This is a genomic window from Neptunicoccus sediminis, assembly GCF_001719615.1.
In the GTDB taxonomy this organism is placed as follows: Bacteria; Pseudomonadota; Alphaproteobacteria; order Rhodobacterales; family Rhodobacteraceae; genus Amylibacter; species Amylibacter sediminis.
This window is the reverse complement of the sequence record NZ_MDVX01000044.1, coordinates 1-5,053: the sequence shown is the minus strand read 5'-3', so window position 1 is coordinate 5,053 and position 5,053 is coordinate 1. Positions and strand designations below refer to the sequence as shown.

At 55.9% G+C, this 5,053-nt stretch carries 6 protein-coding genes and 1 pseudogene; 1 reads left to right on the top strand and 6 read right to left on the bottom strand.

The features are described from left to right. Positions 1-266 (top strand): efflux RND transporter permease subunit (locus BFV97_RS17705; RefSeq protein ID WP_157888367.1); only part of this gene is annotated, 266 nt, incomplete at its 5' end. A gap of 50 nt (positions 267-316) precedes the next feature. Here BFV97_RS17705 and BFV97_RS17700 read toward each other — a convergent pair. The 6 genes and pseudogenes from BFV97_RS17700 to BFV97_RS17675 all read right to left on the bottom strand — a co-directional run. Further along, entirely contained in the window at positions 317-1,558 is a 1,242-nt protein-coding gene (locus BFV97_RS17700) for a sialidase family protein (RefSeq protein WP_069301704.1), read from the bottom strand. Positions 1,559-1,653: 95 nt separating this feature from the next. Then, a complete protein-coding gene (locus BFV97_RS17695) occupies positions 1,654-2,094 on the bottom strand; it encodes a c-type cytochrome (protein ID WP_245667818.1) in 441 nt (146 codons plus the stop codon). A 14-nt stretch (positions 2,095-2,108) separates the two neighbouring features. Beyond that, positions 2,109-3,413, bottom strand: coding sequence for an ABC transporter transmembrane domain-containing protein (locus BFV97_RS17690; protein ID WP_069301702.1), 1,305 nt, complete (start codon positions 3,411-3,413; stop codon positions 2,109-2,111). 9 nt (positions 3,414-3,422) lie between these two features. Beyond that, positions 3,423-3,956 (bottom strand): cupredoxin domain-containing protein, encoded by a 534-nt coding sequence (locus BFV97_RS17685; protein WP_069301701.1) that lies wholly within the window; start codon positions 3,954-3,956, stop codon positions 3,423-3,425. A gap of 107 nt (positions 3,957-4,063) precedes the next feature. Then, positions 4,064-4,780 carry a copper-binding protein gene (locus BFV97_RS17680; protein WP_045685165.1) on the bottom strand — a complete coding sequence of 239 codons (717 nt, stop codon included), beginning with the start codon at positions 4,778-4,780 and terminating at the stop codon, positions 4,064-4,066. A gap of 46 nt (positions 4,781-4,826) precedes the next feature. Beyond that, a pseudogene (locus BFV97_RS17675) lies at positions 4,827-5,053 on the bottom strand (copper oxidase); the annotation flags it as partial.

Sequence of the window (5,053 nt, the reverse complement as noted above, 5' to 3'; positions counted from 1 at the left end):
CGATCATGGTGGGTGCAGTAGACCGCGTGCGCCCCAAGATGATGACAGCTGTCGCAATCATGGCCGGCCTGATGCCGATCCTTTGGGCGCATGGCACCGGGTCCGAGATCATGCAGCGCATTGCAGTGCCCATGATCGGGGGAATGGTGTCGTCAACCTTGCTGACCCTGATCGTCATTCCGGCGGTTTATGCCATCATCAAAGGGTGGAACCTGAAGCAAGCCGGTTCAGTGCCTGATTTGGCCCTCGGGCAGGCCGCAGAATAAGGGCAACGGCGTCAAGCAAGCAGTAGGATATTGAGCTGTATGCTCGAAACCTATGGAGTTACCGCGACTTCGACCATGCGGATTGTAGTGTCCCCATCCGCGCCGCCGGTCGGCTGCGTCCAAGCCACAAACGCACCGGCGTCTCCGCGCGCCATTCGGGGAAAACCGATCGATCCGCCGCCCCGATTGATATGGAGCGCCTGAGGCGCTGCGCATCCGGTACTTCGCGATATGTGGCACATGACGATCGCTTCACCGCCGCCCACATATTCAACCCAGAGCGCCAATGCGCTTCCATCCGGCATTTGCAGGACGTCCACCCGTCCCGCGGCTGTGCCGAGGTCAATGCGGAGCGGTTCGTCAAACTGCGCACCGCCATCGTCCGAAAACGCGATATGAACCTCCGGTTTATTCTCAGCTGCAGTGAACCAGATAACGGACACCTTGTCGTCCATCGTATCAACGGCTGGGCCATTTACGGGGCAGCCGGCAATTTCCCATCCGTCGTCGTGAACAGTGAGGGGTTGCGTCCAGTCCCCTCCGGTAGATCGAACAATCGAAATGTCGCGGATTTCATCGGCGGTTCGATCACGATAGACCACCACGATATCGCCCGAAGCGGTCCGCGCTGCGGACGTCTGACAACAAGTACAAGCGCGCGCGTCCAACAGGCTTTCTGGCTTCATCGTTCCGTCAGAGTTGATCTGTCGTGCGCGCAGCTGCATCGCATTCTCGAAGTTTTCGCCTTCTGTTTGACTGTCATACTCCCGGCCATCCAGCCACAGCGCCGTCAACCCGCCAAACTGATCGGGAACCAACGAAACAAAACCGTGCTCGCGTTGTGATCTGTCATCATGGGGAACAAGCGGTTCCGTCCAGCTTCTGCCTTCATCTTTAGAAAAAGCGATATTGACGTCATATTGGTAATCACCCTCCCCATTCAGTTTAAGCCATTGTGCCGCCAGGCCGCCATCAGCCAGCACCGCTACCGATGGAAAATCGGCCCAGTTGATGTAAATCTTTGACGATTTATGAATTGTGCGAGCGTCCGACCACTCACTGCCATCGAGGATGGCCATGCGAACTTCAGATTCGGCTCCTTTTTCTTCTGTCCAGCTCAATATGATCCGGCCATCCGGCAAGGTTGCAAGTGATGGTTCACGGGCGCCGATGCCGACCGGTGCTGCGCGGTCGGTCAATCTAAAGAGGCCGGTTTCCTCGGCATGAGTTGCGGTGGAAGATCCGAAAAATGCAGCAAGGATCAGGATCGATGCAGCGAGACACTTACTCATCTAGAGAATTTTCCCCAACAGTTGTCGCCATGTCGCAGCGAACAGAATGGTAGTTACCCGCGAACCAATTCCACCCTTTTGACCGTCGAAACGGCTCAATATATCCCGTTGGCACGCTGCAATGCACGAATGTAAGACACGATATCGAGAATATCTGATCGCGTCACGCCTTCAACCGCTGGCATGTTACCAAATTTCCAATGATGCGCCCGAACTCCATTTTGAGCCGCGAGGACAAACGCCATGTCGCCGTGATGGCTCGGCTCATAGATCTTGTGTACGAGCGGTGGAGCGACGCCATCCTGACCCTGTCCATTCAGGCCGTGGCAGGCGGCACAGACCGCATCATAAGCACTTGCGCCAATTTGCTCCTGCTCGGTCAAGCTGCTTGGCAGCTTGACAGTTGCAAGCGCACCTGCAGGGAGCACCCTGCCCTCCTCCGTCCGGGTGCCCGTTTGGGAGTCTGTTTGCTGCTTGAAATACCATCCCGCCGCAGCAATGGCGACCAGAGCAAAAAATATCGCGGCCCATCTCATTCTATCGGACTCCTTCATGATGTTGCGATCGCCCCCTGTCTCTTCACAGACAAAGCCGGGTATCTCAGTGTAGCTTCCTCGAATTCGCGGACCTCTTCCGGCTTGTGATCGTCTGCCCGAGCTTTCCCCGATCGCTGAATCGATCCAGTGAAAAAGGTCGTGATTTCCTGGTACCGGATCCGCGTGTCTTCCAGCGTCTGATAGTAACTGAAGAGCTCTTTCAGCGGTGCCGAGAAGTCCTTGTGTGCTGCCAGGACGGCCACCAGCGCGCCGAGTGTAATGCGACCTTCGATGACGAAGTATCCGCCTAGAGAATAGAACAAGAACGGTGTTAGCGCGGTCAGAAAATTGTTGAGGGCCTTGATGAAGAACTTCAGACGGAAAATCTTCCTGCGCACGTGCTCAAGCTCTCTAAAACTTGCACTCACTGGCAGCAGCCCGGCCGAATTGACCTGCCGTTGGCGCAATTGATCGCTGAGCTGCCTGCCAAGCTGTCGGACTTCCTTGATCCTGGTGCGCGAAAGCGCGTTGACCCGGCGTTGCAGCTTGGGCAGCAGCACAAGCTGAATCGGCAGTACGGTCAGTGCTGCGGCACCCAAGACAGGGTCCTGAACGAACATGAAAAACAGGATCGTCAAAAGCGTACCGCCTTGCAGGATTGGCAGCGTAAGGACGTCCGCCGCGAAGCCACCGATGGGCTCGACTTCCTGTGCGAGAATAGGGACGATCTCGCTTTGGTTTCCGGAGTCTGGATCGCTGCGCCATTGCCGATAGACCAGCAGGCGGAAGCGCCGCAGAAAACGCTCCGCGACATACCCTTTGAAGACGTTTAGGCCATATTTGTTTAACCCATTCAGGATGATCGCCAGAAGATAGAGACCGCAAAGAAGTATGAGGAAAACGACCTGATCGAGGTCTCGTCCCAGAACGACGATCGGGAAACGGTCGGAATCCAGAGCGTTGTTCACGATCTGTTTTGGCAGTTCCAGGGTCAGATAGAGAATAGGCATCGCGATGAGGCTAACCACGATCATCAACGCCTGCTGCCTTCTCGAATAGCGCAAGACGGTGCTGAAAAGACTTCCTTCGAGCCCTCGTATGGGCTCTGGGTGGATCGCAGGCGTGCTGCGGTACTTCCAAAGCTTCAGAATGCCGCGAATAGCAAGATATGAGCCAACGGTGATCAGCAGCGCAGGCGCCAAGACCAGTATGAGATGAATGAACGGGTGCACCCAGTCTGGCGTGACATCGTTGTAGTCGTACCCAAAGGCGGCAGCTACGTCGTGTACAAGCAGGTGATACCTGTCCAAGAGTGACATTGAAAATGTCTAACCCTTGGATTTCGGCGCAAGGTGATCGTGCACGATGATGACGCCCCACATGCCCGCTTCCCGGTGGCCGGGAATCAAGCATACGAACTCCAGGTTGGTCATATCGGAGAACTCCCAGATCAATTCGGCATTTTGTCCACTAGGGATAGAAACTGAATTGGCGTTGTCATGTTGCATATCGGGGTGTTCGCGCATCCACTGCTGGTGTTCTGCAACCTCGTCAAAGGAGCCGAGAAAAAACTCGTGATCCAGTCCGCCCAGATTGCTGATCAAAAAGCGGACAACTGAACCGCTCTCGATGTGGAGTGCGTCCGGCTCGAAAAGCATGTAGCCGCTTTCTGTCTCCCTGATGGACAATTCAATCGTCGTGTCGATTGAGGAGCCATCACCGGGTTTCCCGATCGGATCATGGCCAGGCACTTCGAAGGCTCGCGCGTGAGGCTGCTGGCCCTTGCCACTGGAAGCGCCCACTGAAAAAGCCGGAAGGACAAGCGCAAGGGCGATGGTGCAGGTTCTCAGGTAATTTTTCATGCTCGGCTACCTCCGTAGCGCTTGATTTTTTGGGATCTTCTTGCTTGCTCGGGCCAAGCCTCAAATCCATGGGGCCAAGGCGTTTGCCCTGGCCCCATGGATTTTCATCACTTGATCTGTGTGACAGTGAGTTTGCCCTTGACCCGGTCAGCGACGAATTCGATGTCCTGACCTTCCGACATGTTCGCGATCATCGTCTCGTCCGCGCGAAACACCATGGTCATGGCGGGCATGTCGAGCGTGACCAACGGCCCGTGGATGATTGTAACCTTGCCGGCCTTGGCGTCGATTTTCTTGATGGTGCCGCTCGTGTATTCCACGTCAGCCTGAGCCATCTGGTCACCTACTGCGACCTCACGGTGCATGCCGGATTCGTAGTGGCCGGCGATCAAGCATGCCGCTTCGAATGTGCCAGAATTTGCGAAAGTCCAGACAACCTCGCCCGAAGCGCCCGCATCGAGACGGATACGGTTCGGATCGTCATGTTCCATGTCCATCTTGGCCATTTCGATCTTATGCTCGGCATTACGCTCTACCGTGTCGAGGACAAATTCATGCTCCAGCTCGCCCTTGTTGGTGATGTTGAAGCGGATGGTTTCGCCCTCTTTGATATCCATCGGCTCACTCTCGATCAGCATCTGGCCCTCATCGTTTTCGAGCAAAGTGACGTCGATTGTGCGGTCAACCTTGGCGGCGTCACCCGGCATGCCGACCATCATTGCGGCTGGCTTGGTCTCCCCATGTCCGCCGTCGTGTGTACCTGCAGCAAAGGCCGGTGCTGATAGCGCGATCGCGAAGCTTGTCGTCAAAAGAAGATTTCTCATTTTATTGTCCTGTAGGTTGGTTTGGTTGGAGATGACGAAGGGCCGCTCAGCCCTTCGAGGTTGGTTTCGGTGTGAGAATGGTCTTGGGGCTGTTGTTGGAGGCAAAGTCGGGTAATTCGCCAGTCCATTCGTAGGCCATCTCGCCCGGAGGGTTCTCGTACCAGCCGGGATCGGAGTAATCGTCCGCGTCGATACCGTCCCGCACCTTCACGACCGAAAACATGCCGCCCATCTCGATGGGTCCGTACGGGCCCCAACCCATCATCATCGGGA

Coding starts and splice junctions, on each gene's coding strand:
- BFV97_RS17700 (WP_069301704.1), bottom strand. CDS start 1,558: ATGAGTAAGTGTCTCGCTGCATCGATCCTGATCCTTGCTGCATTTTTC.
- BFV97_RS17695 (WP_245667818.1), bottom strand. CDS start 2,094: ATGAGATGGGCCGCGATATTTTTTGCTCTGGTCGCCATTGCTGCGGCG.
- BFV97_RS17690 (WP_069301702.1), bottom strand. CDS start 3,413: ATGTCACTCTTGGACAGGTATCACCTGCTTGTACACGACGTAGCTGCC.
- BFV97_RS17685 (WP_069301701.1), bottom strand. CDS start 3,956: ATGAAAAATTACCTGAGAACCTGCACCATCGCCCTTGCGCTTGTCCTT.
- BFV97_RS17680 (WP_045685165.1), bottom strand. CDS start 4,780: ATGAGAAATCTTCTTTTGACGACAAGCTTCGCGATCGCGCTATCAGCA.